The organism is Zhenpiania hominis (assembly GCF_014333425.1).
Taxonomy (GTDB): domain Bacteria; phylum Bacillota; class Clostridia; order Peptostreptococcales; family Anaerovoracaceae; genus Hominibacterium; species Hominibacterium hominis.
On record NZ_JACRYT010000017.1, the window covers coordinates 21,083 to 47,845 of the forward strand.

Annotated in this window: 28 protein-coding genes; 17 read left to right on the forward strand and 11 right to left on the reverse strand. The window is 47.7% G+C overall.

Annotated features, from left to right (window positions below):
* Positions 1 to 27: 27 nt before the first annotated feature.
* Genes H9L42_RS12750 through pepF form a run of 3 tightly spaced genes read right to left on the reverse strand, consistent with a single transcriptional unit; the run spans position 28 to position 3,551 of the window.
* Complete coding sequence (locus H9L42_RS12750) at positions 28 to 918, reverse strand: RluA family pseudouridine synthase (RefSeq protein ID WP_187303788.1); 891 nt, start codon at positions 916 to 918, stop codon at positions 28 to 30.
* Positions 919 to 934: 16 nt separating this feature from the next.
* The gene (locus tag H9L42_RS12755) at positions 935 to 1,750 is read right to left on the reverse strand and encodes an NAD(+)/NADH kinase (RefSeq protein WP_187303789.1); all 816 of its coding nucleotides are present in this window, start codon (positions 1,748 to 1,750) and stop codon (positions 935 to 937) included.
* Between the two features lies 1 nt (position 1,751).
* Positions 1,752 to 3,551 carry an oligoendopeptidase F gene (gene pepF / locus H9L42_RS12760; RefSeq protein ID WP_187303790.1) on the reverse strand — a complete coding sequence of 600 codons (1,800 nt, stop codon included), beginning with the start codon at positions 3,549 to 3,551 and terminating at the stop codon, positions 1,752 to 1,754.
* A gap of 153 nt (positions 3,552 to 3,704) precedes the next feature.
* On the opposite strand from pepF, the gene murI reads away from it, so the two are divergent.
* The 6 genes from murI to H9L42_RS12790 all read left to right on the forward strand — a co-directional run bounded on the left by murI (position 3,705) and on the right by H9L42_RS12790 (position 11,320).
* The gene (gene murI / locus H9L42_RS12765; RefSeq protein ID WP_187303791.1) at positions 3,705 to 4,535 is read left to right on the forward strand and encodes a glutamate racemase; all 831 of its coding nucleotides are present in this window, start codon (positions 3,705 to 3,707) and stop codon (positions 4,533 to 4,535) included.
* A complete protein-coding gene (locus H9L42_RS12770; protein WP_187303792.1) occupies positions 4,532 to 5,173 on the forward strand; it encodes a hypothetical protein in 642 nt (213 codons plus the stop codon). The genes murI and H9L42_RS12770 overlap by 4 nt, the downstream gene beginning before the upstream one ends.
* A gap of 65 nt (positions 5,174 to 5,238) precedes the next feature.
* Entirely contained in the window at positions 5,239 to 5,424 is a 186-nt protein-coding gene (locus tag H9L42_RS12775; RefSeq protein ID WP_187303793.1) for a hypothetical protein, read from the forward strand.
* A gap of 197 nt (positions 5,425 to 5,621) precedes the next feature.
* Complete coding sequence (locus H9L42_RS12780) at positions 5,622 to 7,844, forward strand: ABC transporter ATP-binding protein/permease (protein WP_187303794.1); 2,223 nt, start codon at positions 5,622 to 5,624, stop codon at positions 7,842 to 7,844.
* 2 nt (positions 7,845 to 7,846) lie between these two features.
* Entirely contained in the window at positions 7,847 to 10,300 is a 2,454-nt protein-coding gene (locus H9L42_RS12785; protein WP_187303795.1) for an ABC transporter ATP-binding protein/permease, read from the forward strand.
* Between the two features lie 84 nt (positions 10,301 to 10,384).
* On the forward strand, positions 10,385 to 11,320 hold the full coding sequence (locus tag H9L42_RS12790) for an MBL fold metallo-hydrolase (RefSeq protein WP_187303796.1): 936 nt from the start codon (positions 10,385 to 10,387) through the stop codon (positions 11,318 to 11,320).
* 57 nt (positions 11,321 to 11,377) lie between these two features.
* Here H9L42_RS12790 and H9L42_RS12795 read toward each other — a convergent pair whose 3' ends face one another.
* The 3 genes from H9L42_RS12795 to H9L42_RS12805 all read right to left on the reverse strand — a co-directional run bounded on the left by H9L42_RS12795 (position 11,378) and on the right by H9L42_RS12805 (position 13,051).
* Positions 11,378 to 12,151 (reverse strand): CehA/McbA family metallohydrolase, encoded by a 774-nt coding sequence (locus tag H9L42_RS12795; RefSeq protein ID WP_187303797.1) that lies wholly within the window; start codon positions 12,149 to 12,151, stop codon positions 11,378 to 11,380.
* A 131-nt stretch (positions 12,152 to 12,282) separates the two neighbouring features.
* The gene (locus H9L42_RS12800) at positions 12,283 to 12,684 is read right to left on the reverse strand and encodes a hypothetical protein (protein WP_187303798.1); all 402 of its coding nucleotides are present in this window, start codon (positions 12,682 to 12,684) and stop codon (positions 12,283 to 12,285) included.
* A gap of 19 nt (positions 12,685 to 12,703) precedes the next feature.
* Positions 12,704 to 13,051 carry a PadR family transcriptional regulator gene (locus H9L42_RS12805; protein ID WP_187303799.1) on the reverse strand — a complete coding sequence of 116 codons (348 nt, stop codon included), beginning with the start codon at positions 13,049 to 13,051 and terminating at the stop codon, positions 12,704 to 12,706.
* 177 nt (positions 13,052 to 13,228) lie between these two features.
* On the opposite strand from H9L42_RS12805, the gene H9L42_RS12810 reads away from it, so the two are divergent.
* The 11 genes from H9L42_RS12810 (at position 13,229) to recQ (ending at position 22,513) form a co-directional block, all read left to right on the forward strand.
* Complete coding sequence (locus H9L42_RS12810) at positions 13,229 to 13,399, forward strand: hypothetical protein (protein WP_187303800.1); 171 nt, start codon at positions 13,229 to 13,231, stop codon at positions 13,397 to 13,399.
* Between the two features lie 31 nt (positions 13,400 to 13,430).
* Entirely contained in the window at positions 13,431 to 14,228 is a 798-nt protein-coding gene (locus H9L42_RS12815; protein ID WP_187303801.1) for a hypothetical protein, read from the forward strand.
* A 55-nt stretch (positions 14,229 to 14,283) separates the two neighbouring features.
* On the forward strand, positions 14,284 to 14,868 hold the full coding sequence (locus H9L42_RS12820) for a hypothetical protein (RefSeq protein WP_187303802.1): 585 nt from the start codon (positions 14,284 to 14,286) through the stop codon (positions 14,866 to 14,868).
* Positions 14,869 to 14,872: 4 nt separating this feature from the next.
* The gene (locus H9L42_RS12825) at positions 14,873 to 15,637 is read left to right on the forward strand and encodes a hypothetical protein (protein WP_187303803.1); all 765 of its coding nucleotides are present in this window, start codon (positions 14,873 to 14,875) and stop codon (positions 15,635 to 15,637) included.
* Position 15,638: 1 nt separating this feature from the next.
* On the forward strand, positions 15,639 to 16,271 hold the full coding sequence (locus tag H9L42_RS12830) for an ABC transporter ATP-binding protein (RefSeq protein WP_187303804.1): 633 nt from the start codon (positions 15,639 to 15,641) through the stop codon (positions 16,269 to 16,271).
* Positions 16,259 to 16,795, forward strand: a complete 537-nt coding sequence (locus H9L42_RS12835) for a hypothetical protein (protein ID WP_187303805.1) — start codon at positions 16,259 to 16,261, stop codon at positions 16,793 to 16,795. Before H9L42_RS12830 ends, H9L42_RS12835 begins: the two co-directional genes overlap by 13 nt.
* Before the next feature lie 13 nt (positions 16,796 to 16,808).
* Entirely contained in the window at positions 16,809 to 18,452 is a 1,644-nt protein-coding gene (locus H9L42_RS12840; protein ID WP_187303806.1) for a M1 aminopeptidase family protein, read from the forward strand.
* A 17-nt stretch (positions 18,453 to 18,469) separates the two neighbouring features.
* Positions 18,470 to 19,312 carry an ABC transporter ATP-binding protein gene (locus H9L42_RS12845; protein ID WP_187303807.1) on the forward strand — a complete coding sequence of 281 codons (843 nt, stop codon included), beginning with the start codon at positions 18,470 to 18,472 and terminating at the stop codon, positions 19,310 to 19,312.
* On the forward strand, positions 19,291 to 19,953 hold the full coding sequence (locus tag H9L42_RS12850) for a hypothetical protein (RefSeq protein ID WP_187303808.1): 663 nt from the start codon (positions 19,291 to 19,293) through the stop codon (positions 19,951 to 19,953). The genes H9L42_RS12845 and H9L42_RS12850 overlap by 22 nt, the downstream gene beginning before the upstream one ends.
* A 122-nt stretch (positions 19,954 to 20,075) precedes the next feature.
* Complete coding sequence (locus H9L42_RS12855) at positions 20,076 to 20,639, forward strand: VanZ family protein (RefSeq protein WP_187303809.1); 564 nt, start codon at positions 20,076 to 20,078, stop codon at positions 20,637 to 20,639.
* 53 nt (positions 20,640 to 20,692) lie between these two features.
* Positions 20,693 to 22,513, forward strand: coding sequence for a DNA helicase RecQ (gene recQ, locus H9L42_RS12860; RefSeq protein ID WP_243235781.1), 1,821 nt, complete (start codon positions 20,693 to 20,695; stop codon positions 22,511 to 22,513).
* A 33-nt stretch (positions 22,514 to 22,546) separates the two neighbouring features.
* On the opposite strand, the gene H9L42_RS17055 is transcribed toward recQ, so the two are convergent.
* From H9L42_RS17055 to H9L42_RS12885, 5 genes are all read right to left on the reverse strand, one after another.
* Positions 22,547 to 23,464, reverse strand: coding sequence for a LysO family transporter (locus H9L42_RS17055; protein ID WP_243235783.1), 918 nt, complete (start codon positions 23,462 to 23,464; stop codon positions 22,547 to 22,549).
* Positions 23,458 to 24,831, reverse strand: coding sequence for a thioether cross-link-forming SCIFF peptide maturase (scfB, locus tag H9L42_RS12870; RefSeq protein WP_187303811.1), 1,374 nt, complete (start codon positions 24,829 to 24,831; stop codon positions 23,458 to 23,460). The genes H9L42_RS17055 and scfB overlap by 7 nt, the downstream gene beginning before the upstream one ends.
* A gap of 134 nt (positions 24,832 to 24,965) precedes the next feature.
* Positions 24,966 to 25,112: a six-cysteine ranthipeptide SCIFF gene (gene scfA / locus H9L42_RS12875; RefSeq protein WP_148395035.1), complete on the reverse strand. Its 147-nt coding sequence runs from the start codon at positions 25,110 to 25,112 to the stop codon at positions 24,966 to 24,968.
* Between the two features lie 96 nt (positions 25,113 to 25,208).
* Complete coding sequence (locus H9L42_RS12880; protein WP_187303812.1) at positions 25,209 to 25,847, reverse strand: DUF6873 family GME fold protein; 639 nt, start codon at positions 25,845 to 25,847, stop codon at positions 25,209 to 25,211.
* An 18-nt stretch (positions 25,848 to 25,865) separates the two neighbouring features.
* Complete coding sequence (locus tag H9L42_RS12885) at positions 25,866 to 26,615, reverse strand: LuxR C-terminal-related transcriptional regulator (protein ID WP_187303813.1); 750 nt, start codon at positions 26,613 to 26,615, stop codon at positions 25,866 to 25,868.
* Positions 26,616 to 26,763: the final 148 nt, after the last annotated feature.

Sequence of the window (26,763 nt, forward strand, 5' to 3'; positions counted from 1 at the left end):
TTATACGGCAAAACCGGCTTTTTTATGTTATCGCAGCTTCTCCAGCAAGTTTGCCATGTCCTCCGGCAGTTCCGCCTCGAAAGAAACCGGCTCGCCGGTCACCGGATGGAGCATAGCGAGTTTTCTCGCGTGAAGAGCCTGCCTTTCAATGAGGAACGGGTTTGACTCCCCATAGAGATGATCGCTCACAACGGGATGACCGATGGCGGCCATATGGACGCGGATCTGATGGGTACGTCCGGTTTCCAGCGAGAGCTCAACCAGAGAATATCCTGCCCGAAATCGATCCAGCACCTGGTAATGGGTGACAGACGGGGAACCGCCTTCCACAACGGCACGTTCCACACGTTCCGGGTCCGGCTGTCCGATGGGAAGAGAGATGGTGCCCTGATCCTCTTTTACGAGTCCTTTGACAATGGCCAGATATCGTTTTTCCACAAGCCCTGCCTGGCTCTGCTTCATAAAGCTGGCCTGACAGTGGGAATTTTTCGCTACTGCTACAATTCCGGAAGTATCCATGTCCAGCCGGTTCATAAAACGAATTTTAAAGCTCTGGCCCCGATCCAGCATCTCTTTCATAATCCCGTTTGCCAGCGTATGCTGGGGATGTCCCTTTGTAGGGTGGACAACGATTCCCGGCTGCTTGTTGATAATCAGCAGGCTGGAATCCTCATAGACCGTGCGGATCGGAATGTCTTCCGGAATGAAATCGCTGGTTTCCTCAGGAAGCCGGATTTCCAGAACATCGCCGGGCTTGGCGGTGATCCAACCCGGAATCTGCTCGCCGTTGAGATATACCAGCTTTTCACGCTTGATTTTATTGCGCATGCGGGCGGAAAACTGAAATCTCTGGCGGAGGATCTGTTTGATCGCCAGATCTTTATCCTCAGCTGTAATCGTATATGTAAATTCGCTCATAGTTCATAATCGTTCCTTATAGAAATTTTGTTTTTACCTTGTCCCAAAAATCGTAACTCTCAAACCGCAGCAGATTAATAATCGTTTCCGAAAACTCGATTTTAATTTCTTTTACGTCCGTGTAAGTATGTTCGATTCCATCATTGAGAAGAATAAGCTGCTCGCTTTTTCCGGGAGCCATCTCGGGAACAATTCCAAGGGACAGCTCAGAAGGCAGCAGGATACTGGAAGTAAACGACCGATACGCGGTTGTGTTCATCGGCGCGATGGGAGTGACCTGCAGCAGTTTGATTCGCGGATCCACAATGGAGCCTCCCAGAGAATAGTTATAGGCGGTGCTGCCGGCAGAGGTGGCAACGAGAATTCCGTCTCCGCTGAATTTTTCAATGGGGCTGTTTCCGATGGCAATGTTCAGGTGTACCGAATAGGAGTGGCTTCCGCGAATAACGATTTCATTAAGACCCCGGTGAACCATCTGATTTCCCGCCTTGGTTGTGACGACCGCCTGCACCGTATTAAGGGGCTGTAAGGTGTATCTTCCCTCTTTATATTCCTGAATAAATCGTTCCAGCTCTTGCGGATCGTCGGGGGAAATTTCCTGAAAAAATCCGAGATGTCCGGTGTTGACGCCTACAATCGGAATGGGAGGAAAATGATAGGTATGCACCGCTCTGAGGAACGCGCCGTCTCCTCCCACGCAGACCAGCAGTTCGCTGTCCGGAGAACAGTTCTCCCGGACAGCGAATCCGTTTTTCTCGAAAGTCTTGATCAGGTTTTCTTTTTCTTTTTCGGACACTGAAGTGCCGTTTGTAAATATTGTCACAATTCTCATTTTACACCAGTGCCTCAAATTGATCGACAAGAGCAGTAAAGGTTTCCATTGCCTGCTGAATCGGCTGCGGACTGCTCATGTCCACACCGGCCAGCTTCAGAAGCTCGATAGGATGATCGCTTTCGCCGGTCTTTAAGAATTCGATGTAAGCGTCCCTTGCCGGCGCTCCTTCTTCAAGAATTTTGCCCGAGATCGCCGTTGCCGCCGAATAGCCGGTAGCGTATTTGTACACATAGAAGGCGTTATAGAAATGTGGAATCCGGGCCCATTCATAGCGAATGGTATCATCCTTTTCTACCGCGGGGCCAAAATATTTATCATTGAGTTTCTGGTACTCTTCGCACATCCACTGAGGAGTCAGCACCTGATCGTTTTCAATCGCCTTATGGGTGATATCCTCAAACTCCGCGAACATGGTCTGACGGAAAAGAGTTGTGCGGAATTCTTCGATATACAGGTTCAGAAGGTATTTCTGCATCTGCGGATCTTTTTCTTTTTTCAGCAGGTAGCGCATCAGCAGCGATTCGTTTACCGTGGAAGCAACCTCTGCCGTAAAGATGGAGTGGCTCCCGTAGATATAGGGCTGCGCTTCCCTGGTGTAGGAAGAATGCATGGAATGTCCCATTTCGTGGACAATGGTAAACACGTCTTTTAATGTATCCGTGTAATTGAGAAGTATATAAGGATAGCTGTCGTAGCTTCCGAAGCTGTAGGCTCCGCTGGTTTTTCCCTGGTTTTCATAAACATCGATCCAGCCTTCCTCGATTCCCCGGTTCATACGGGCGAGATATTCCCCGCCGAGAGGCGCAAGGCCCTCCCGCATGATTTCCAGTCCCTCTTCATAAGGAATGACCTGTTTGGGAAGTTCAATGAGCGGCACATAAATGTCGTACATATGAAGCTTATCAACGCCCAGCAGTCTTTTGCGGATTTCCATGTAGCGGTGGACAGCCGGCAGATTGTCATTGACTACTTTTATCAGGTTGTCATAGACTTCTCCCGGAATATTATCGCCGGAAAGGGCCGCATGGCGGGCGGAGTCATATTTGCGAATCCGGGCGCTGATGACATCGGTCTTTGTGTTGTAGTTGTAAGTCGCGCCGATGGTGTTGATCATGGATTTAAAAGGCGCGTACATCTGCTCGTAAGCGTCCTTGCGGACCTGCCGGCTGTGGCTTTCCATAAATGTGATATAGTTTCCGTGGGTCAGTTCCACCTCGTCTCCGTCTTCGTCTGTGATCTTCCCGAACTTGATGTCCGCGTTGTTGAGCATGGTGAAAATGTCATTTGTAGCCCCGGTGATTTCTCCCATCTGCGCCAGAATATTTTCTTCCTCCTTGGAAAGGACGTGGGCCTTTTCCCGCAGCAGATCGCGGATAAAAAATTCATACTGCGCCAGTCCGGGCTCCTGCCGGATATAAGAAAGCAGCGTTTCCTCAGAAGCGGATAAAAGCTCCGGCGTGAAGAAGGACATGGCCGCGGAAACCTGGGCGATTACCGTCTGGCACCGGTCTGTCATGGCTTGATATTCGGTCTTCCGGTTATCCTCGTCCCGGCGCATCCTGGCGTAAACATAGACCTTCTCAAGCTTTTGCCAGATGGCGTCCCGCTGCCGCAGGGCGGAAAGGAGCGTAGCGGCGCTTTCTGTCAGGCGGCCGGCAAAATCGGAATAGGATCCGGCTTCCTCTAAAACTTCCTGCAAGATGGGTTCTATCTGAGATTCATCGGAAAACATTGCTTCGATGTTCCACTTGTATTTGGAATCGATCTGATCTCTGGTTTTCTGTGCTTTTTCGCTCATATTTCATATTCCTCCTGTAATTTTGGTTCCTGCTTGAAATCCGCGGCGCGCACTTGTATGTGCCGGGATTTTATCGTATAATAAAGGGATTCCTTTTATTGGGTGTCAATTCAGGAATTATTATACCACAAAAGGGAAAGGAAAATAACCGGAATGGATAATCGACCGATAGGTTTTTTTGATTCAGGGCTTGGAGGGCTGACCTGCATCCCGAATCTGATGAAATTGCTTCCAAAAGAAAAAATCATATATTTTGGCGATACGGCGAGAACCCCGTACGGGTCGAAAGCGGTTTCCACGATCCAGAGCTTTTCTCTTCAGATTGCGGATTTTCTGGTGAGAAATAATGTGAAGATGATCGTGATCGCCTGCAATACCGTAAGCGCGACATGTATCCCCCAGCTGCAGCGGCGCTGGCCGCAGATTCCCATTGTGGGGATTATTCAGCCGGCGGCGGAGCGGATTGTCAAAAGCTGCTCCATTATGAATAAAATCGGGATTATCGGTACCAAGGTGACGATCCAGAGCGGCGCTTACAGAGAGCAGATTCAGAGTCTCAACGACGAGCTGGACATTTACCAGACTCCGTGTCCGGCCTTTGTTCCGCTGATTGAAGAAGGGATTATCCAAAACGATATCATGGATCTGACGATCAAATATTATATGGAAGATTTTATCCTGGAAAACCGGCTGGATACCATTGTGCTGGGCTGTACCCATTATCCGCTGATCCGTTCCAATATCAAGAGACTCTACCCGTCTCTGCGGATCATCAACCCTTCCGAGGAAATTGTTTACAGTATCCGTCGGGTACTGAAGGAAAGGGATATGTTCGCGGGAGACTTTGAATTTGAAAACGTGTTTTACGCCAGCGACCTTTCGGAGAACTTTGTAAACATGATCGATCGGATTTTCCACGATGAGGAAATTAAAGTGAAGTTTAAAAATCTGGAACTGGAAGAAGTGGAGGAAGGCAGACGATGAATTTTGATAAACTGCTGGAATACCTGGGAATTACAGAGCCGGGAGAATTCGAATATTTTGAGAATATGGCGGATTTAGTCGAGGCAGAGGCGGAAATCCCTTCAGAGGCGGTGTTTCCCCTTTTTGAGGGAGCTGACAAAACCGTGCTGGAAGAGTTGTTTACCAACTATTTTGAGGAAATGCTGAAAGCTGTGCCGGAAGACGCGGTGGAACTTTATACGTTGCTCGACTCAGTGAAGCTTTCTTTTATTGGAATGCTGCGGAATCTGGAAGAAGAACGGGATCTGGTGCTGCTGGCCGATGAATTCTGCCGTTTCAGGAGCTGGTATTCTCTTGACTCGGAAGTCTGGGTACAGGCGTTTTCCAGCGGTTCCGAAGAAATCTGCATGCCTTTGCGGGATGCCCTTACTCTTTCGCGTATGGAACGGCTGGGAGGAGAAAAATACGAATACATCTTTGATGACATTATGGGCTTTGAGATGGATGAATATACGATGTCCTTTGCTGAACTGGCAGGCGATACAGGCAGCGGACAGGACCGCGACATCGAACTTGAGACGCTTTCTGATGTGGATTTCCCCGGGCTGGAATATACCGATCAGATTTTTACGCCGGATAAGTCCGGAAAACTTCATTAATCACAGAATTTGAAAACCTCGCATACTATGAAGAAAATAACTTTGTAGGATGGAGGTTTTTTCTTATGGATGAAAGAGAATGCTGTGAAAGGGAATGTCTGAGAGATTGTAAAGAAAAGTGTTTCGAAGAATGTTACTGCGACAATAACAATAACGGAAATATTATCTGGATCCTGATTATTCTGTACTTACTGTTCTGTTGTAATAACAACGGCCACGGAAGAGGAGGTCTGTTCGGCGGACTGTTCTAGATCTGTTTGCCAGCCTGCCTGTTCAGTGGTTCTAAAACGCGAAGGCTCTCCGGGTTCTCCTGTTTTGTCAGGAGCCGGGGAGCTTTTTTTCTCAGTTGTTAATTTGCCGCTGTGAAAATACGTGACAAGCTGATTCGGATATGGTAAAGTAAATCCGTAGTGTATCGTTGTGTAGGAGAGAAAGGAAGGGTATTTTTTTGATCCAATTAAAAAATGTCTCCAAATTCTACTACAGCAAGGGGATGATTGCCAGCGGATTTTCCAGGGTAAATCTCCGGTTTGATGTAGGCGAATTTGTCGTAATCACAGGAGAGTCGGGCAGCGGCAAGACCACACTGCTCAATGTAATCTCCGGGCTGGATTCCTATGAAGAGGGAGAACTGTACATAGAGGGAAAAGAAACCAGCCATTATCTTGCTTCGGATTTTGAAGCGTACCGCAAAAAGTATATCGGAAATATTTTTCAGAACTTTAATCTTGTGAACAGCTACACCGTCTATCAGAATGTGGAGCTGATTCTTCGTGTCAACGGCTGCAAAAAAGCGGAAATCAAACGGAAGGTGCCGGCGATTTTAAAACGCGTCGGGCTTTCCAAATACGCGAAAACCAAAGTCTCCAAGCTGTCCGGCGGGCAAAAGCAGCGGGTCGCCATCGCCAGGGCTTTAGCCAAGGATACCGCGATTGTAGTGGCGGATGAGCCGACGGGGAATCTGGACAGTAAGTCCGCGGAGGGGATCGTAAAGCTTCTCAGTGAAATAGCCAGAGACAAACTGGTGATTGTCGTGACCCATAATTATGAACAGTTTGAAGCCTACGCCACGCGGAAAATTAAAATGCACGACGGAAAAGTGGTGGAGGATGAGATTCTGAGGAAAACGGAGCCGGCGCGGGAGGCGGGAAAACGCCAGTTTCACGCGGGAACGCTTTCCGCTGCCAGCAAGCTGCGGCTGGGGCTGCGCAATACCTTTAACATCCTGCCGAAATTTGTGCTGCTTTTAATTGTCTTTCTGTTTGTGGTGCTGGCGGTGTGCGGGGAATATACCACGTTCCGCTACAGTGACGCGGAAGCCGCAAAGCTGGGATATAACGATTACTTCATGAATTATAGCGAAGAGCGGATTGTTCTGCGAAAGCAGGATCACTCCGCCTTTACGGCTTCGGATTATGAAACGCTGCAGAGGCTTGAAACTGTGAAATCCGTCGTAAAAGAAGACATTCTGCTGGATTCGTCCATTTTTTTGGAGGATTCACAGTTCGGTTATGACGCGTATCCCCGCAGCGCAAGGGATTTCAAGGGAGAACTCGCCAGGGGAAGAATGCCTGAAAAAGAGAATGAAGTACTGCTTACCGGCCCCAAAGATGATTATTACTTTCAGGAAGAAAACCTCGATCAGATTCTGGACAAATCCTATACGGCAACGCTGGTGACATCCGACTATACACCAAAGCTAAAGGTTGTAGGCGTTGCCTGGGAGGAGCCGGCAGAAAACCTCTACACCTATGGAGGGCATATTTATCTGACCGAGGCGATGATGAAAAAGCTGCTCCGCCAGACATACAGCGTTTCGGGGAACATAATTGCCGTTGTCAATGAAAATGAGCTGCAAAGCGAAAAGGGGATGCAGTATTACCGGCCTATGGCAAATAGCAATGTAAAAAAGGGAGAGGCGCTTGTTTCCGAAGAACTGAACAGCTATTACGAAAAAGGGAAGGTGATCGGCCAGGAAATCGCGATCAAAACAAAAAACCTTTATTATGAGAAAGGCATCCGGGTCAAAGCCGCGGATACCTACAATGAGAAAACCTTCACGGCAAAGACGGGGCTAAAGGATTTTGAGCTCAATGACGGCGCGATCTTTCTGAATCCGTCTGATTACAACCGGCTGTTCAAAACAGATAACTACCAGGTATCTGTTTATACCGCGGACTTAAAGGACGTGGACCGGACCGCGTCCGAACTTGAGAAAATGGGATATCAGCCTCTGGCGCTGAAGAATACGCTGATAAATACGGCGAATGAACTGATTTCCATTGTGCAGGTCCCGGTAACCGTTGTTCTGCTGATCGCGGTGTTCTTTATCGCTTATTTTGTTATTCAACTGATTTTGCGCTCCAGGGCTTCCTATTTCAGCATTCTGCGGATGCTGGGGCTGGACAAGCGGAGCATCCGCCGTATTCTGGATGTTGAGCTGATTACCGTTGTCCATATCGCTTACGGTCTCTTTCTGACGCTGGTGGCATGTGTCCGTTACGGTCTGATTCATTTTGAATATCTGAAGACGCTGATGGAATATATGAGCGCTTGGGATTACGTGATTCTCTATGTCGTGCTCCTTGCCATGTCTTACCTGATTTCAGGAAAATTCGCGAGGAAACTGTTTAAGAAGACGGCTATGGGGTCGTACAGAGAGGAGGCGTAAGCATGGTAAAACTGGAACATGTAAATAAATATTTTAATCGCAGAAGGAAAAATGAACTTCATGTAATCAACAACACTTCCCTGGAACTGGGCGGGTCGGGACTGGTTGCCCTGCTGGGACCTTCCGGCTGCGGGAAAACGACCCTTTTAAATGCCATCGGAGGATTGGACAAGGTCAGCAGCGGAAAAATCTATATTAACGGGCAGAGGATTACAAGGCGCCGATCTGCTAAAATCGATCAGATCCGGAATCTGAATATCGGATATATTTTCCAGAACTACAATCTGGTGGATAATATGACGGTCTTTGACAATGTTGCCATTGCCCTGAAAATGGTGGGTGTAAAGGACAAAAAAGAGATCGAGGAAAAAGTGAACTATGTTCTGGAGAAGGTGGGGATGTACCGGTACCGGAACCGTTACGCGGACATGCTGTCCGGCGGAGAGCGGCAGCGGGTCGGAATTGCCAGAGCCATTGTCAAAAATCCCGCTATCATCATTGCCGATGAACCGACGGGAAATCTGGACAGCCGCAACACCATCGAAGTCATGAACATGATTCATTCCATCGCCAGGGACAAACTGGTAGTGCTGGTGACCCACGAGGAAAATCTGGCAAAGTTTTACGCTTCCAGAATCATCCGCATCCGGGATGGAAAGCTGGTATCGGATGAAAACAATGAGCATGGCGATCACCTGGATTACCGTATGGAAAATAAGATTTACCTTAAGGATATTCGGGATCATAAACGGCTGAAAACCGATTTGTACCAGATTGATCTGTACAACGAAAGCGGAGATCCCGCCGCTCTCAATATTGTCGTGCGGGGAGGAAATATCTATATTCAGACAAAATCGGAAGGGGACCGGGTAGAAATTGTTGACGAACATTCCAGTATGGAGCTGATCGATGATCATTACCGGGAGCTGACAAAAGAGGAAGCGCTGAAAAACAGTATCAACCGCGAAAAACTCGAAGCTGCGGGACGCCGCCGCTACGCTTCCATTATCAGTCCGGTTTCCATGATTACAAAGGGATTTAAAACGGTGTTCCGCTATCCGGCTCTCAAAAAAATTCTGCTGCTGGGATTTCTGATCTCCGCGATGTTCATTACCTACGCGGTGAGCAATATCTTCGGGGTTTTGAATCTTACAGACGACGAGTTTGTGACGGCGGACAAATCCTATCTGACCATTGAGGATCCCAACGTGCGGGTAAAAGACTATCTGAATTATGAGAGAAACGGAGACTTTGAATATCTGATACCGGGAGATGGGAGTGTTTCCCTTATTATGCCGTACCGGGATTATTATCAGCTGCAGGAATACTCGGCGGTCTTTACCGGCTCCCTTTCAGACTCGGCAAAACTTCGCGATTCGGATCTGGCCTGGGGACGTCTTCCGGATAACAAGCGTGAAGTGGCGATCGACAAAATGGTTCTGAAAAAGGCGGTGGAGGAGCAGTCTACCAAGATGGCCGGCTTCGCTTCTGCCCGGGATTTTCTCGGTGAGACGGTTACGGTGCCCAATATGCCGGATATGAAAATCGTGGGAATTACGGACAAGACAAGTCCGTGCATTTACGCGGACCGAGGCATTTTCATCAATCTCCTGGCAAATGTGCCGGAAGATCCGGAGATGGCCATGTACGGAGAGATGACGGATGAAAGCGGTGAACCTGCGCTGCTGGATTATCGTCTGAAAAAGGGGGATGTGTCTCTGAAAAAAGGCAGATGGCCGCAGGCGCTGTATGAAGTGGCGGTTCCTGAGGAAAACGCGGAGGAAATGCCTTTAAACAAAGAGATCCCAAGGCAGGTGAACGGACACAAGCTGAAGGTGACCGGGTATTACTCGGATCCTGCCGCAAGCGGCGCTATGCTGGTTACAAACAAAACAGTCAAATACAACCTGATTGACACCAAGCCCAATATTACCGTCTGCCCGGGGGAAGAGACGGCGGACAAGGAGGCAGCCATGATGCGGCTGCAGGAAGAGCAGGTAAATGTAAAGGATACTTATGCGGAAAGTAAAAAAGAATATAAGGACAGCCTGTGGTCCTCCATTCGCTCTTCGCTGATTATGGCGGGCGTTGTGCTGGCAGTTTCCTTTATTGAGATTTTCCTGATTATCAGGGCCTCCTTTTTGTCCAGAGTCAAGGAAGTGGGCGTGTACCGCGCTATCGGCGTAAAGAAAAGGGATATCTATAAAATGTTTCTGGGGGAAATCCTCGCTATTACGACCATGGCCAGTGTTCCGGGATTCCTCTTTATGGCTTATATTCTGGATAAGATTTCCGGGTACACCATATTTTCCAATCTGTTTTTAATCAATGGCAAGGTGATCGGATTGTGTCTGCTGCTGCTTTACGGATTTAACCTGGTTTTCGGACTGCTCCCGGTATTTCGTACCATGAGAAAGCGGCCGGCCGCGATACTGAGCAGAACAGATATCAACTAGAATCCTTGCTCGCGTGGCGTTCTTGCTTTTCCGGATTTTTAGTGGTATGATGGAAACCATTAAGAAATTACGGAGATAAGGCAAATGATGAAGCAAAAAGAGTATTTTGATATATTTGGAAGCAGTTTTGATAGATTTGCCTTTCCTGAGGGAATTCGCAGGGTGACAGCCGGACGGGGCGGAGAGGCGATTTTGATTCTGGGGGAGGAAAGAACCGCGCTTTTAGATTGTGGCATGGCTTACTGCGGCAGCAGGATGGTGGAAAATCTGAAAAAGGAACTTGCAGGAAGGAAGCTGGATTATGTGCTGCTCAGCCACAGTCACTATGATCATATTGGAGCGCTTCCCTATGTAAAAAAGGCTTATCCGGAGGCGGTGACCCTGGGTGCGGAGCACGCGAGAGATGTTTTTCTCCGCCCCGGAGCGCGGAAGCTGATGAAAGAACTGGGAGAAAACGCAAGAGACGAATACGAACCGGGATCTTTGGCGGAGATTCCCACAGAAGGACTGGCTGTAGACCGGATCATCCGAGAGGGGGAGCAGATCCCTCTGGGAAAACGGGGATTCCTTGTGCTGGAAACGAAAGGGCATACGGACTGTTCCCTGAGCTTTCTTCTGGAGCCGGACAGCATTCTGTTTACCAGCGAAAGCACCGGGATCCTGGAACGTCTGGACTATATCCATACGCCGATCCTAAAAAGTTATGAAGACGCGATGGCGGCTTTTGAGAAATGCAGAAACTGCGGCGCGGAGCATATCGTGCTCCCCCATTTCGGACTGCTTCCGAAAGATTTTAACGATACCTACTGGGAATTGTTTGAAAAGGAAGTGCAGGACAAACGAAAGGTTCTGGCGGAGTATATAAAGGAAGGGCTGAACGAGGATGAAATCCTGGAAAAGTATCTGGAAAAATATTGGACACCTATGAAGGCGCAGGAGCAGCCCTATGAGGCGTTTCAGATTAATTCAAGGCACATTGTGCATACACTGCTGAAAAGCCTGAAAAAAGACTGCCTATAGGCATCTCCTAGAGATCCTGAGACAGTCTTTCAAATGGATAAAAATACTTTTGCCGAATTATGAGCGGAAAGGAAGCTTCATGTGATGATATTTCCGGTAGGGGGAAATCAATTTCGCAAGACCGCGGTTGTAAATTTTGAAGCCCCAAACTCCGGTCCAATGTTCCTTCCGTTTTGCTTTTACAGTCGTTTCGCGTACAAAACCGCCGGCATAAATTGGATGCCGGGCTTTTACCGCGTGAATTAAATCGTTGTTGCAGGTAATCACATCGTGAAATACCGTTTCCGCCATGCCTACATAACGTTCCTCGTGGGCGTCCGATCCTCCAAAAGTGGGGAGATCGTATTTTTCCGCCAGCTGTTTGGCCAGTTCGTTGGAACGGTCGGATTCGCATGTGTTGAATGTTTCGATAAAATCAAACCGTTCGATCAGCTCCATGTTCATCTTTTTAAAGTACATGGCGCTGGAACTTTTTACGCCGAAAGGGTGGGCAGGGCCAAGTATCCCGCCGAACCGGTGTACGATTTTAAGGAGACGCTTTAATGTCATACCGCGGACGTTTAAAATCGGAAGATATAAATTGTCGGGCATAATTACCAGAATATGTCCCGCGTCTTTCGTGTCGTACTCGACTCCGCGAATTACCACGAAATCTTTGTATTCCGGCCTGTGTCGGATATGATCCCAGGCGCGGCATCCCTTATAGGAATTATGATCCGAAATCATAAACCCGTCAAAGCCCTTGGCTTTCAAAAGCTCAACATAACGTTCCACCGATACTTTGGAGTCAATGGAACCTTCCTTCGTGTGACAGTGTAAATCAAACTTCAATGTGCAACACCAGCTTTCTTTTTTTCACACTTTTAATATAAACCTATTTTCCCCGGAATTCAATTAAGAAGTTGTTAATTTTTTATAAAATTTTTGGAAAGGCTGGGAAGTGTTGAAAAATGGCGACAGAGTTATTCCAGCACGGAATCATCGATATATTCCGGTTCGCTTACTTCCAAGGTTAAAGTTTCTGTTCCCTGCGCAAAAGTCGAGAGATAAATAATATATCCAATCGAAGCCAGGAGAAAGAACAGTAACAGGATAAGGAACAAAATCCTGATTTTTTTTCTTTTGGCAATCTGACGGATATCCTTTTCTTCTAATTCATCCAACTGCTGCATGGCGACAGACTCGGGAGAACCGAAATATTCGACAAAATCCTCAAAACAGGAATCCGGGTGTGTATCAAGGTATTCCTCCAGATCCTGCTTAAGGGCGCACAAAAAATTCCTGTTTACAGAAATAACAGGTTTTAAATAATTTTTTACTTCATCCAGATACTTCTGAAGTGGTGATGTTTCCTTCTTTTTCATAAATACCATTTGATCCTTTTTATTTGTCTGATGGGAACAAAATTTCATTAATAACAGAAGTAAACTGGGAATACTGTTCCTTCAGCTTCTGCAAATGAATTCCCCCTGCCTCTGTGAGCGCATAGTAATTCCTTACGCGGTTGCTTTCCGAAATTTCTTTCTTGCTCTCGTAGACAAATCCTTGCTGCTGCAGTCGATCCATTACCGTATATAAGAGCGGCATTTTATATACGCCACCGCTTCTCTTGTTTACTTCCTGCATAATCTGATAGGGATACATCGGCTGTTCGCTCAGCATTTGCAATACTAAGAGCGGAGTGGTGGCCCTTTTCAGATACGCTTCAAATGTGTGTCCGGTATCAGGCATATTCTTTTTTCGTGGCTGTGCTCCTTTAACTATTATTTTCTTCCTTGATTTTATCCAAGAAAAATAAGGTTGTCAATACAGCCCAATAAAATAAGATACATTTTAAAAGAATATATAGTATTGACATATATATTTTGCAATTATATAATGAGTGAGGAATCAGGAAGGAGAATCTCTATGAAAAAGGAACTGATCTTTTTAATTATATTAAACATCATTCTTTTGATTTGGACCATCGCGATTAATGTATTTGGAGAAGGAGCAAAAGCGGGATTTATGAGTGTGCTGACTTTGGATTTATGTGTCACAATTGCCGTATTAATACGGATACTCATAAAGAATAAGTAAAGTATGTATTCAATAAAAGAGGGAAATTCAAATGAATCGTTTTTTTATCAATCGTTTAATTCGCAGGAAGCTGTTTTTCCTGTCAATGGGAATCGGGACACTCTTGTGTGTTTTTCATGTGGTATGGGATGTGATTCTGCCGGGAAATCTTTACCGGGAAACCGTCTATACCAAATGGATCGAGGCGCTGTCCTCCTCTGAACTACAGTCCCTGTTTTTCATGTTATTGCCCATTTTGTCGGCCATGGCTATGGCGGAGCTTTATTTGGCTGATCAGAAAAGCGGGTATCTGAATGTTCTCGTTTCCAGAGCAGACAGGAGACGTTACTTTCGAAGCCTGTACATCTGCAATTTTGTGGCAGGTGGGCTATGTATCCTGATTCCGCTTGCGGTTAATCTGTACGCTTGCTTTCTGGTGTGCCCGGACAGAACACCGGATCTGCTGGCGGAAGGGACAAATGCGGTGAGTTATTACGGGCAGGATACTCTTTTCGCGGCGCTTTATTACACGCATCCGTTCCTGCACGTCTGCCTGTATCTGTTTTTAGGATTTCTTGCCGCGGGCATTTTCGCGTCTTTCGCGCTGGCTCTGAGTTTTTTTGTACCTTCCAGATTTCTGGTGTGGATTGGGCCGTACGCGATCAATTATCTGTATATCAGTCTGATGCTTGCTCTGACGGGCAAAGGGAATTACGCGCTGCTTTCTGTCTGTGTACAGCAGGGCAGCCAGGTGACGTTAAAACTGGCCTGCGGAGTGATTGGGCTGTGGCTGCTGGCCGTTTCCTGCCTGTACGGAATCGGGGTGAAAAAACGTGTGCCGATTGTGTGATATTGGGAGATGGATCATTAAGGCGACTTGTAGGAATCACTGGATCAAAGGGGCGATGCTTTATTGCTTTCTGGGATTTTTTCTGGCAGGGGATGCGGAATCTGTCTGGATGGAGCAAGAGCTTTTTCGGGCTTTCTGGAGTTTTTCTCTGACGGTATCGACCGTACCGGCTCTTCTGTTTCTTTTAAATACAGTCTGGCAGATATACAGCAGTTCCGACCTTTTGATCCACGCGGGAAGGGAGCTTTATTTCCGAAGGTCTATAAAGTGGGTGCTTGGGATGAATGCGGGCTTCATTGCCTACTATGGAACCGGCGTGTATCTTTTGTCTGCCCTTTATTTCTCAGAAGGGGCATGGCAGAACCGGAAAGAAAGCCTGATTGTATGGCTGAGTGAAATGCTGCTGCTCTTCTTATTTTTCTGTATTATTTCGATTTTATTTCTGTTTCTGAGGACAAAGAATGTACAGCCGGCAGGGGCAATGGCGGTTGTTTTGATTCTCACTTATCTGTTCTGGAAAAAAATTGAGGTTTATGGAATGTTGATAAGTGATCTGTTTTTTTCCGCCCTGTCGCTTCTGTTTGTTGTCATCATCTGGAGATGGCATGTCCGGGAGTCCTCCTTTATCAACTGGCGGTGATCCGATGAAAGAATTTTTGGTACTTTTAAAAAGAGATCTGCTGCTGATCAAGATGCATTGCAGGAAGAGAATGCTTATGGTCCTTTTTGTTTCCGCTGCGCTGAATCTGCTCTACTGCGTTATGGGTGAGCCGGAGCTTGTGCGGCGGAGCCTGATCGGTGTAGACGCGTTTTCCCTTGCGGAAAATCCTGGAATCTTTCCGGTACATTGGATCCTGCTGCAGCTTAGTGGAGTTTTTATTTTATATGATTTTGTCCGTACGGATTTTTATGAACATGCCTGCGGTATTCTGGTCCGCCTGGAGAAAAGGAAGCGGTTCGGACAGAGCAAGTTCGCGGCAGGCATGTGTGTCTGTCTGGTGATGGCATTGCTGCATGGCTGTGTTTACGCGGGAACAGGTCTTTTGTGGACACAGATGGCAGAGGGGAAGAATGCGGGTCTGCGTATTTCCCTTTATCTGATGTCGAGCGTATTTCTTTTTATGGGGATGACGATAGCCTGCAGTATCTTTCAGACGGTTTGCCTGTGGCTGAATGAAGGAATTGGTGTGGCTGCGGCGATCTGTGTTTTATGTGCGGGAATGACAGGCGTTTCCCCCTGGTTTCCGGTAAATCAGGTTATGCCTGTTCGCAGCCGTATGCTGGATCTTTCCGGAGATGTCTGTTTCTGGCAGAGCGCGGCAGGATTCGGAGTTCTGCTGGCATGCTTGTTGGTGTGTATGTCGGTGTTTGTATCCACTGCGGATGTGTATGGGAAGGAAGGTGAATGATATGAGTTATATTGAGTTGAGAAATGTGAGCAAAACCATAAAAAAGAATCCGGTGTTAAAGAACGTGACATTGGAGCTGGAGCAACATAAAATTTATGGGATTCAGGGTGTTAACGGATCCGGGAAAACCATGCTGCTGCGGGCGATCAGCGGTTTAATGCGTACGGAAGGGAAGATCCGGATTCAGGGCAGGGATCCGGTGACAAAGGGGCAGCCCCTTGACATCGGAGTGATGATTGAACTTCCCGGCTTTTTACGGGAGTTTACCGGAAAGGAAAATCTGGAGCTTCTGGCGCTGATCCAGAAAGGGATTACAGAACAAGACATTGTTTGGGCGTTGCGCAGTGTGGGACTGGATGAAACGGATAACCGGCGCTATGGGAAATATTCTCTGGGAATGAAACAGCGTCTGGGGATCGCCCAGGCTATTTTGGGAGTTCCGCAGCTGATTTTGCTGGATGAACCGACCAATGCCATCGACGCCGGTGGAGTACAGCAGATAAAGGAATTGGTGACTGACTTGAAAAAACAGGGAAGCACCTTGATTTTGACAAGTCATGACCGGATGTTTTTAGAAGACCTTGCAGATGAAGTTATTACAATGGAAGGGGGACGTGTAATATGCCGGCAATAAGAAGGCCAAAGTTTTGTTTGTGTATATCTCTGGCGGTTGTTTTGCTCCTGGGAAGCCTTTTTTCTATTTGCTATGATCGCGTTAACGACCCGAAGCGGGCCTTTCAAATCGAGAAAGAAACGATTTCTTTTGGAGAAGCGTTTGAAGTAAATGGATTTATCGTTGAAGTACAGAAACCGCGAATTCAAAAATATTATGACAAGGAGTATTCGGCAGACGTATACCGTTATACCATTCCTTTTACAGCGGAGAATCTGGAGGAAGAGAAACAAGACCTTTTTCCTGTTGAAAATCTGCAGATTGTATCGGCAGGGCGCGTATGGTACGGTTGGCCGGAGGACTCTTATGAGAATAAAGAAAACCGGAAAACAAAATGGGGGACAGTGGAGCCAGGAGAAACGACAAAGGGAACCTGGGTGATCGATGTAGTGAAAGAAGATCTTCCGGATGATCGGTATGAGAACTGGCAGCTCTGCTACTTGCAGGACGAAGGCCAGTATTTGTTTGAACTTCAATTTATCTGACCGGGAGGGAATAATGAGACTATATAAAGAAACTTTCCGCCTTTTCCGGAAGGACAAATTTCTGTGGGCAGTACTTCTTGCCTACAATGTACTGAGTATGGCGAATATCGGTTACTGGGCGAAAGTGGATCTGGGAATTGGCAGTATGCTGGAGCATACCCGGATGATTCTGATGCTTTGTCCGCAGTTTTTGCTCCTGTATCTGATCCTCAGCTATGAGTTCTGTTCCAGACAGCACCGGGCCAATCTGGCGGAAACGCTGGTGGCAACGGGAGGGGGACGGGCGAACCAGCCTGCCATCGTCCAGCTGGCGGTTCTGACAACCGTGTTGTTTATCAACTTTCTGGCGGTTACCGGCCTGAATTTATTCCTGACCAGCCTGTCTTTTACAGCCAGCCGGACAGTAGATGCAGGTCATATAGGCGCTGTCTATATTGTGAAGTGTATGTTCGTCAACGTGTTCCTCATCAGCCTCATCGGGGTACTGTTGGGGCTGGTGCTGTCAAAAATCCAAAAGAGGGTAGTCGGTTACGGAGTGATTATGGGAGTAGCGCTGGTCGTTTCCTATCTGCTCGAGGAAATTTCCATGATCGTCATGGTCCTTACGGATTACGCGGTCAATCTGTCCGATCTGCTGGACCTGTTCCAGATTATGCCAATAGGACTGAATTATCAGATTAACAGTGCCTTCGGCTTTCCGATTATGACTTATCGCGTCTGTCTGATTCTCTTCTGGTGTCTGGTAATGATCCTGATTCTTTTGGTGCGGGACAGCAAAAACAAACGGAGCATCAAGACTCTGATCGGGCTCGCCTGCTGTATTGCCGCTTTGATTGGATACGCGCTTCCCTCATCCCGCGTGGATATGAGTTTGAGCAGCAGCGGCTCTGTCATGGCAGACCAGCACTATTATGAAGTGGGGCAGTACCGGATTGGAGAGCGGGAAGGAGGCTTTGAGGTGGAGCGATATCGCATGGATTTGGATGTCCATCGGCTGCTGAAGGCGAAGGTTACCATGGATGTATCCCGTTGTCGGAAGGAGTATCGATTTACTTTATCTCACAGCTATGAAGTGGAGCGGGTGACCGATGCCCAGGGGAAAGAGATGGCCTTTGATCGGGATGGAGACGCTCTGCTGGTGGACAACCGAAGGGCGAACACCAAACGGATTACCGTGGAATATCATGGCGCCAATGAAGCCTATTACTCCAATTCCCAGGGCATGAATCTGCACGGCAGCTTTCCGTATTATCCGATTTCCGGATACCGGCAGATCACAGAGGACGGACTTCTGATGAATCCGCTGTTTCTGGAGCAGGATGCGTGGTTTGAGATCCGGGTACATACGCCAAAGCAGGTGTATTCCAATCTGCGCCAGCAGGAGGACGGCAGCTGGACCGGAATGAGCAACGGTCCGACCCTTCTGAGCGGGCTGTATACCTCCACAGTAAAAAACGGAGTGGAAATTGTTTACGCGCCGCTTAGCGGGTGGAATGCGGATGCGCTGGATGCTGTGACAAAGGCGGTTCGAAAGGCGGGTTACCGGGACTGTAAGGTATTCATTACTCCAATTATGAATCGGGAAGACAGCGCGGTCAGTGAGGAACAGATTCTGACGCGCAACTATTTTGAAGATGTATCCGAATTGGAAGTTTAGGGGAAAAGGAGCGGAATATGCTGGAACTTAAAAAGGTAACGAAACGATTTAAAAAGAACTGCGCGGTAGATCAGCTGTCCGCGTCCCTTCAGCCGGGGGTCTACGGGCTGCTGGGACCTAACGGGGCGGGCAAGACGACGCTGATCCGCTGCCTGACCAATTTATACCGTTTTCAGGGAGAGATTCTCTGGAAGGGGCGCAGCATTCGGAAAAACACGGATTACCTGGATCGTATCGGCTATCTGCCTCAGAAGTTCGGGGCCTACCAGGAACTGACCGTGGAAGAAATGCTGCGGTATTTTTGCGTACTGAAACGGATAGAAAAGAAGGAATGGAGCAGAGAAAGCGAACGGGTTCTGGAAGCGGTCAACCTTACGGAAGCGGCGGAAAAGAAGGTCCGCCATCTGTCCGGCGGCATGCTCCGCCGTCTCGGCATTGCCCAGACACTGCTGGGAAAGCCGGAGGTTCTGATCTTTGACGAGCCTACGGCCGGTCTGGATCCGGAAGAGCGGCTGCGGTTTAAGATGCTGATTTCCTCTCTGTCCAGGGAGCGGATTATTCTCATTTCCACCCATATTGTGGAGGATGTAGACGCCCTCTGTGACCGGATTCTGATTATGGACGCGGGTCGGATCGTGTTTTCTGGAACCGCGGGGGAACTGAAAGCCCAGGCGGAAGGAAAAACTTTTGAATGTACGGAACTCGAACAGAAAAAGCTGACAGGAAGATTTTATATGGAACGACAGTTTGAACAGGAGAACGCGGTACATTACCGGCTGGTGGCAGAGGAACCGCAGGTCTGCCGGAAAGTGGAACCGAGAATCGAGGATGGGTATATATGCGTACTGGAACACATTTAACGCGGGAATTCCGGCTGTTTCTCTTTCAGCTCCGGGATGTAAAAAAGTTGCTCCTGATACCGGGAGTGTTTCTGATTCTTCTGATTCCGCTGCTGCTCTTTCTGACAATGAAAAAATACGAGGATCTGTCCTACGCGGAAGAATATCTGGAACTTCTGGCGCAGTATCTGATGCCGGTACTGTCTGTCTGGGGACCGGGATTTGCCTTTGTAAATCTCATTGAAAGCGAAGGTGAGGAGGTTCATTACGTGAACCACCGCATGAAGGACAGTCAGATGCTCCTCTGGCTGGGACTGTATCTGGTATTTTTGGCCCTGTGGTTTGGAATTGCGGGTATCTGGCTGGAAGGGGTCTGGATGGAATACCTGCGTCAGGTAATCAGCTGCTGTTTTTACACGGGACTGCTTTACTGCGTCATGTACTGGGGCGGCTCCATGACACTGGCTTTTCTGGCAGTGGCGCTGTACTGGATGGCGTCGCTGTTCGCTCATCAGATTCCCCTGGATATACTGAACTGCTATGATCCACGATCCATGACAGCAGAGCTTTTGGAAGAAAAATACATCTATCTTATGCTGGCCGCGGCTGTGCTGTACGTCTTTGGTCTTATTGGAAACAGGCAGAAACAGCAGTTTCATTAACTCTGTGATAGGGGGATATTTAAGGAAAGATTAAGCACCTAATAAGAAAATGTTTCAATCTGATTGAGTGGATGATGGTAAAATAATCATACAGATAAAGAAGGAAAGGTGTGTATTCTGTTATGATGTATGATTTTTATCCGGCAACATTTGCTGTTGTCTACGGAGTGATTCTCTTTGTCCTTTTTCTCATAAGAAAGTTCACCAGACGGAGAAGGAATCCATTTATTTTTTCCGCTCTATTTGCTTTGTATCTGCAGTGTCTGTTCAAATTTACGATGCTGCCAATTCTGGTTCCATTGCCGGGGGAAGAGCTGTCTATGACGGACGCGGTGCCTTGGACCCAGTTTATACCCTTTCATTGGCTTTTTAACGGGGAACTGAATATGAGGCAGATTGTTGGGAATTTTGTACTCCTTATACCACTGGCTTTTTTTATCCGAAGGATACTGGGACAGCAGAAACGTCAACATATTCAGCTGAAAACATTTTTGTGCTGCGCGGCTGTATCCGCCGGAATTGAAGTTGGGCAGCTTCTGATTAACGTTCTTACAAACTATCCAAATGGAGTTATGGATATTGATGATTTTATTTTGAACTGCGCCGGTGCGGCGGCGGGGGTTCTGCTTTTCGGGCTGCTGGAAAACCGACGCTGTTTGAAATCGCAAAAACAGTCTTGCGTCTGAGCGCTTTTTGATGTACTATGGAAAAAAATGTAATAAAAAATGAGGCGCAAGTAATGAACGATAATAAATACAAAGTATTAAAGCGATATTTTGGCTATGACTCCTTCCGGGAAGGGCAGGAACTTTTAATCGACAGTATTTTGCAAGGTCGCGATACTTTTGGGATCATGCCCACCGGAGCGGGGAAATCCATCTGCTATCAGATCCCGGGGATTATGATGGAGGGAATCACACTGGTGATTACGCCTTTGATCTCGCTGATGAAGGATCAGGTGGCGGCGTTGAAAGAGGCGGGAATCCGGGGAGCCTATTTCAATAGCTCCCTGACCCCGGGGCAGTATCGCAAAGCATTGGAATACGCGAAAAAAGGAACCTACAAGATTATCTATGTGGCTCCTGAGCGGCTGATGAACCGGGAATTTTTAGAGTTTGCCAAATCTGTAAATATCGAAATGGTAACCGTCGATGAGGCCCACTGTGTTTCCCAGTGGGGGCAGGATTTCCGGCCCAGCTATCTGAAGATCCTGGACTTTGTGGAGCAGCTTGAAAAAAGGCCGATTCTCAGCGCCTTTACGGCCACCGCCACGAGCCAGGTAAAAGAGGATGTGATCCGGATTCTGCGGCTGAAAAATCCTACCGTTCTAACAACCGGATTTGACCGGAAAAATCTGTTTTTTTCGGTTCAGAAACCGGCAAACAAATATAGCGTGGTTAAGAATTACATCGATACACATCCGGGGAAAAGCGGTATTATCTACTGCCTGACCCGCAAGCTGGTGGAGGAGGTCTGCCAACGCCTCTGCGAGGAAGGTGTGGCGGCAACCCGTTATCATGCGGGGCTTTCCGATGAGGAGCGGCGCCAGAATCAGGATGACTTTATTTATGATGTCAAACCGATTATGGTCGCGACCAACGCTTTCGGAATGGGAATCGACAAATCCAACGTCAACTTTGTCATTCATTACAACATGCCGAAAAACATGGAAAGCTACTATCAGGAGGCGGGGCGCGCCGGACGAGACGGGGAAAAAGCCGACTGTATCTTGCTTTACGGCGGAAAGGATGTGGTGACGAATCAGTTTTTCATTGAAAAGGATAATGAAAATGAGGATCTGGATGAGGAAGAACGGGAGCTGATTCGGGAGAGAGACCGTCAGCGGCTGAAAAAAATGACCTTTTACTGCCATACAAACGAGTGCCTCAGAAACTATATGCTCCGCTATTTCGGAGAAAAATCTCCAGGGTACTGCGGCAACTGTATCAACTGTCTGACACAGTTTGAGGAAAGGGATATTACAAGGACCGCGCGGCATATCATCGGCTGCGTGGACAGCAGCGGAGAGCGGTACGGGCTTGTTGTCGTTCTGGACGCGGTTCATGGAAATGATACGGAAAAGGTCAGAAGATACCATCTGGATGAAAATGATTATTACGGCAGCGAGTCGGATAAGTCCGTCCGTTATCTCCGCCAGGTCGCGGACTTTCTGCTTCTGAACGAATATCTGCTTCAGAGTGACGACCGTTACAGTGTTCTGCAGGTGGGGCCGAAAGCGGGTCCGGTTATGGCACGGCAGGAAACCGTGACCATGAAAATCCCCAAAGAAAAAGAACCGGCTGTTCGGAGGGCGAAAGGCGGCAAAGCGGTTTATGATGCGGAAGACCCACAGCTGTTTGAAGCTTTGAGAGCGCTGAGGGCGAAAATCGCCAGAACTCAGAGCGTACCGCCTTATGTGGTTTTTTCCGATAAGACCCTGAAAGAAATGTGCGCGAAAAAACCGCGGACAAAAGCGGAAATGCTGGAGATCTCCGGCGTGGGAGAAGTCAAATTTAAAAAGTACGGGCAAGCTTTTCTGGAAGAAATCCAAAAGAATTAATCGGATTCGTTAGGAGACGCAAAGGAGCGTCTCCTAATAACACAGTGAAATGAGCACCGGAACAAAGGCAGAGCAGAGGATTCCATTAAGAACGGAAAACACAACGGTTTCCTCGTTGGTGTGGCGAATAATCATAGTCAGAGTGGTATCCTCACTGGTAGCCGCCGCCGGAGCAATACAGGTATAGCTGTTGAAATGGCGGGAGAGAAACGGAATCATAAAAAAAGCGCCGATTTCCCGAATCAGATTGCTTAAAAAGGCGATGCTCCCAAGCTTTACACCGGCGAAATTGCCGATCGCGACTCCGGACAGACTGTACCAGCCCAGCCCGCCGGCGACCGAAATCGCCTGGTTGAGAGGATAATGCATAATCAGACCGCAAAGGAGTCCGCCAGCCAGTGAACCGATGATGATTCCGAGGGGGATTACCAGAATTTTAATGTGATGCCGGCGTATTTCGGCCAGGATCCCCTTGTGAAGTCCAACGCTGATGCCGACAGAAAACATCAAAAGGTAAAGAATCCACTGGGAGTAGGCGGTCAGAGGCGACAGAATACGGGAGACAGCAGGGAATGCTCCGCCGATGATCCCCAGAATCAGCGCCCCAAGAGCCATCAGCACCATAGGATCGCTTCTTTTTGGCGTATCAGACGTATCTTCGGGAATTCCGCGAGAGGCTTCCTTTTGAACCCCTTGCCCCATAAACCGTCTGGTTAATAAATAAACGGCCGCAATGGAAAACGCGGTGGGAAACACGAAAAACAGAAAACTCCGGGCGCCTAAAAAGAGCAGTTCTGAAAAGAATCCGTCCCGTCCGCCCAAAGTGGCGCCCATCGAGAAAATAAGCAGCAGTGTGCACACAAGCTGCAGCCGCTCATTTTTCCCCTTATGATCGGCCGGAAAGATCCGTCCGATCCCGATTCCCAGAACCATAATTGCAATCGTTACCATTCTTCACACATCTCCGCAACTTTCAGCATAATCGCGCACTCGATTCTTTTTTTGTGCAGCTGGCATCCAAAATCATAAACTCCGGTAATCGCGCCCGTGGTATGGTAGGCGTTAGCCGCGCAGCCGCCGCTGCAGTAAAGCTTAGCGAAGCAGTCTTTACATTCCTCATGGGAATAGATATTGCAGCCTTTAAATTCATCGCATAAAGAGGCGTTTGTAATCCCATCATATACATTTCCGAGCAGGAATTTTTCATCTCCCACGAACTGGTGGCACGGATAAAAATCACCGGAAGGGGTGACCGCCAGATATTCGGTGCCCACTCCGCATCCGGAAATCCGTTTTACGATACAAGGGCCTCCGGTCAGGTCGATCATGTAGTGGTAAAAGGTAAAATCGCGGCCCTTTCCCTCACGCTTGCGTTCCAGCATTTCGCCGGACAGACGCTCGTATTCGGACAGCAGTTTCGGCAGATCCTCCTCTGTAAGGGCATAAGGCGCGTCCGGAGGAGCAACCACCGGTTCGATGGAGAGTTCCTTGAATCCCAGATCCGCCATGTGGAGCACATCGCTGGCAAAGTCGGTATTATAATGGGTATAGGTTCCGCGGACATAATAGTCCTTCTGATCGCGGGAGCGGGCCAGCTTTTGAAAGGCCGGAAGAATGCTGTCATAGGTTCCGCCATCCTCATGGGTTTTGCGCATCCGATCGTTGATCGCTTTTCTTCCGTCCAGGCTGATGACCACATTGCTCATTTCGCGATTGGCAAACTCAATTACTTCATCGGTAAGAAGCAGACCATTGGTTGTAAGGGTAAAGCGGAATTTTTTCCCGCAGCTTTCTTCCCGGGAACGGCCGTAAGCCACGAGCTTTTTGACCACGTCAAAATTCAGCAGCGGTTCCCCTCCGAAAAAGTCAACCTCCAGATTCTTTCGGGAACCGGAGTTTTCGATCAGCAAGTCCAGGGCCTTCTTTCCCGTTTCATAGCTCATAAGGGCCTTTTCTCCATGGTATTCGCCTTTTCCAGCGAAACAATAGCCGCAGGTCATATTGCAGGCGTGGGCCACATGAAGGCACAGAGCCTTGACGACCGACTGGCGCTGCTTGAACAGATCGGCCTGTCCGGAAAACATATCTTTTGTAAACAGTTTCTGTTCCTTTCGCAGGATTTCCAGATCTTCCATGACTTCCGTCACATCTTCAGCGGAAACTCCGTGGCGGGCTGTAATGATCCGGATTATTTCTTCCTTAGGGACTTTTTCATAAAGCTCGATAATATCGTAGGCAACATCGTCCACCGTATGTACGCAGCCGCTTTCCGCGTCTAAGACGATATTATAGCCGTTCATTTTATATTGATGAACCATATCAGGATCCTTTCTTTAACATTTAATCTGAAAAAAACGTGTTTGCTTTTTTGCGTAACAAGAAAATAGCTGCATCGCCTGAGGGGAAATGCAGCATTCATACAGATATTACAGAATCGGAACTGCCGAATCTGTTAGTTCTTGCACTGTTCGCACTGCTGGTTTGCAACACTGCAGGAAGTCTTGCTCGCGGACTGGCAGGAAGTCTGGCATTCGCCGCATCCGCCTGTCTTTGCGGACTTCGCAAGATCACGAGATACTAAAGTCTTGATTCTCTTCAATTGGGATTCCACCTTTCTGTATAGTTTCTTTCAGTAATTAACATGAGTCATAATATCACATTTCAGGCAGATTGTAAATGCGATTTCCCTTTTTTATCACGGCTCCCATAAAATGCTTCCGATATCCTCCAGTTCAAACTCTTCAAAATAGACAGGCTTCAACCCACGGGAACGGATAAAATCCGTAATGAGTCCAAAGTCCGGATGGGCTTTCAGATTTCCGTGAAACAGGATCGTATTTTCCACCCGGCCGGAAGCTCCGCCGAGAAAACCGTAAGGAAAACCGGAAAGCTTTACATGGCGAGGGCGAATCAGCAGGACATCCATGTGATCGCGGCAGGCCTTGAAGATCCCCTGATCGGAGGTGATAATCGAATGTTCATCCACAACAACCGTGTTGCACTTGGTATATCCCTGAGAAACATGGATTTTGCGCATATCGCGGACACACCGTAAAAGTTCCGGATCCGTATATTTCAGATTATGGATAAAGTATTTGCCGGTGCAGGCGGCGTTATAGATGATATTTTGCGGATAAGAATAACCGATTCGATCGGGCTGCCCGCGAAAAAGCCTGTGGCCGGGTGCCGGGCTGCAGAAATAGATGTCAGGGTGGGACGAAACCGGTTCGTAGGTGCGGCGAGTGCTTCGGATGAGCTGAACCAGATGCCCCTGTGCCTTCAGGTAGGATATCAGCAAAGGGTTTGCTGTTTCCGAAAGATAGATTGTTTCCATAGATAACTCTCCTGTTCCTTATTTTAAAAGAGAAAAAAGCTCCCTCCAGCTTTTGATTCCCAATTTTTTATAAAGGTTCAATGTATGCTTTTTCAGGGTATTGGGACTGATACAGAGCTGTTCGCAGATCTGTGCTTTGGAGATGCCGTCCAGAAGGAGATAGACGATTTCCAGCTCACGGGGTGTAAGGTGGTAGGCTTCCACCAGATCTTCTTTGCTGGGATATGTTTTTTCACGGAGGGTATTATTTTCCATAATTTGATATAGGCGGAAATTTAAATGCTCTTTCAGCATATCAAGAAAAAAGATTTCATCATCAGTAAAATCACCGTATTCTCTGGGACGAAATAAATCGATCGTACCTAAAAACACACCGTCATAAATTAGGACGACAATGACCGAATAGTGGACCTTTTCCTGCTCAAAGAGCATCCGATAATAGGGTGTTTTCGTACGTGTTTCATCCCGAAGAAGATCGGTTTCGCGATACACATTGGATTTTGGGGCGGCAAAGGTCCACCTGGTGTAATCCACTTCAAAATACTGATCCAGATATAACTGGAGACGTTCATCGCTAACTCCAAGTCCCACGGGCCGCTCTAAGTGATAGGGGGATTCCGAGGAAGCAAGATAAAAGGTGGAAATGGTGGAGGGAATAAGATATTGCAAAAACTCCAAAACCGATCTGCGCATTTCATCAAAATCACGGACAGTATAAATTCGATAAATAATTTCATTTAGCAGCAGGATACTGTTTTTTTCAAGCATGATGCAACAACACTCCTTTTTGATTTTACTTTCCAAGTATACACCATAATAAAGCAGGATGAAATAATTATTCTGGGGGAGGGGTACTACTACTTTTAGGTGATTAAATTGATTTTTAGATGATAAAAATTACACTGAAAAATAATTT

Bases quoted from the DNA above. Each gene is read 5' to 3' on its own strand.
- H9L42_RS12750 (WP_187303788.1), bottom strand. From the start codon at position 918: ATGAGCGAATTTACATATACGATTACAGCTGAGGATAAAGATCTGGCG.
- H9L42_RS12755 (WP_187303789.1), bottom strand. From the start codon at position 1,750: ATGAGAATTGTGACAATATTTACAAACGGCACTTCAGTGTCCGAAAAA.
- pepF (WP_187303790.1), bottom strand. From the start codon at position 3,551: ATGAGCGAAAAAGCACAGAAAACCAGAGATCAGATCGATTCCAAATAC.
- murI (WP_187303791.1), top strand. From the start codon at position 3,705: ATGGATAATCGACCGATAGGTTTTTTTGATTCAGGGCTTGGAGGGCTG.
- H9L42_RS12770 (WP_187303792.1), top strand. From the start codon at position 4,532: ATGAATTTTGATAAACTGCTGGAATACCTGGGAATTACAGAGCCGGGA.
- H9L42_RS12775 (WP_187303793.1), top strand. From the start codon at position 5,239: ATGGATGAAAGAGAATGCTGTGAAAGGGAATGTCTGAGAGATTGTAAA.
- H9L42_RS12785 (WP_187303795.1), top strand. From the start codon at position 7,847: ATGGTAAAACTGGAACATGTAAATAAATATTTTAATCGCAGAAGGAAA.
- H9L42_RS12790 (WP_187303796.1), top strand. From the start codon at position 10,385: ATGATGAAGCAAAAAGAGTATTTTGATATATTTGGAAGCAGTTTTGAT.
- H9L42_RS12800 (WP_187303798.1), bottom strand. From the start codon at position 12,684: ATGAAAAAGAAGGAAACATCACCACTTCAGAAGTATCTGGATGAAGTA.
- H9L42_RS12805 (WP_187303799.1), bottom strand. From the start codon at position 13,051: ATGCCTGATACCGGACACACATTTGAAGCGTATCTGAAAAGGGCCACC.
- H9L42_RS12810 (WP_187303800.1), top strand. From the start codon at position 13,229: ATGAAAAAGGAACTGATCTTTTTAATTATATTAAACATCATTCTTTTG.
- H9L42_RS12815 (WP_187303801.1), top strand. From the start codon at position 13,431: ATGAATCGTTTTTTTATCAATCGTTTAATTCGCAGGAAGCTGTTTTTC.
- H9L42_RS12820 (WP_187303802.1), top strand. From the start codon at position 14,284: ATGCTTTATTGCTTTCTGGGATTTTTTCTGGCAGGGGATGCGGAATCT.
- H9L42_RS12825 (WP_187303803.1), top strand. From the start codon at position 14,873: ATGAAAGAATTTTTGGTACTTTTAAAAAGAGATCTGCTGCTGATCAAG.
- H9L42_RS12830 (WP_187303804.1), top strand. From the start codon at position 15,639: ATGAGTTATATTGAGTTGAGAAATGTGAGCAAAACCATAAAAAAGAAT.
- H9L42_RS12835 (WP_187303805.1), top strand. From the start codon at position 16,259: ATGCCGGCAATAAGAAGGCCAAAGTTTTGTTTGTGTATATCTCTGGCG.
- H9L42_RS12840 (WP_187303806.1), top strand. From the start codon at position 16,809: ATGAGACTATATAAAGAAACTTTCCGCCTTTTCCGGAAGGACAAATTT.
- H9L42_RS12845 (WP_187303807.1), top strand. From the start codon at position 18,470: ATGCTGGAACTTAAAAAGGTAACGAAACGATTTAAAAAGAACTGCGCG.
- H9L42_RS12850 (WP_187303808.1), top strand. From the start codon at position 19,291: ATGCGTACTGGAACACATTTAACGCGGGAATTCCGGCTGTTTCTCTTT.
- H9L42_RS12855 (WP_187303809.1), top strand. From the start codon at position 20,076: ATGATGTATGATTTTTATCCGGCAACATTTGCTGTTGTCTACGGAGTG.
- recQ (WP_243235781.1), top strand. From the start codon at position 20,693: ATGAACGATAATAAATACAAAGTATTAAAGCGATATTTTGGCTATGAC.
- H9L42_RS17055 (WP_243235783.1), bottom strand. From the start codon at position 23,464: ATGGTAACGATTGCAATTATGGTTCTGGGAATCGGGATCGGACGGATC.
- scfB (WP_187303811.1), bottom strand. From the start codon at position 24,831: ATGGTTCATCAATATAAAATGAACGGCTATAATATCGTCTTAGACGCG.
- H9L42_RS12880 (WP_187303812.1), bottom strand. From the start codon at position 25,847: ATGGAAACAATCTATCTTTCGGAAACAGCAAACCCTTTGCTGATATCC.
- H9L42_RS12885 (WP_187303813.1), bottom strand. From the start codon at position 26,615: ATGCTTGAAAAAAACAGTATCCTGCTGCTAAATGAAATTATTTATCGA.